Below are 269 nucleotides of genomic sequence, written 5' to 3'. Positions count from 1 at the left end.
CGTGCCGCTTTGGGGGAGCGGGCGGTGGTGGTCGCTTCGGGTCGGGAGCAGTTGCTGGATCGTTTGGCGGTTCTTGCCGAGGGTGGGGCCGCACCGGGGCATGTCGCGGGCCGGGTGGCGGTGGTGTTCACGGGTCAGGGTTCGCAGCGGGTGGGGATGGGTCGGGAGTTGTATGGGCGGTTCCCGGTGTTCGCGGCGGCTTTTGATCGGGTGTGCGGGTTGTTGGACCCGGTGGTGCGGTCGGCTGTGTTCGGTGAGGACGGTGCTGG

At 69.5% G+C, this 269-nt stretch carries 1 pseudogene; it reads left to right on the top strand.

The features are described from left to right. Nucleotides 1–24: 24 nt before the first annotated feature. Nucleotides 25–269: pseudogene (locus IEZ00_RS37685) on the top strand (acyltransferase domain-containing protein); the annotation flags it as partial.

Origin of the sequence: Saccharothrix coeruleofusca (genome assembly GCF_014648515.1) — a bacterium.
GTDB lineage: Bacteria > Actinomycetota > Actinomycetes > Mycobacteriales > Pseudonocardiaceae > Actinosynnema > Actinosynnema coeruleofuscum.
This window is presented reverse-complemented; position numbering and strand designations above follow the sequence as displayed.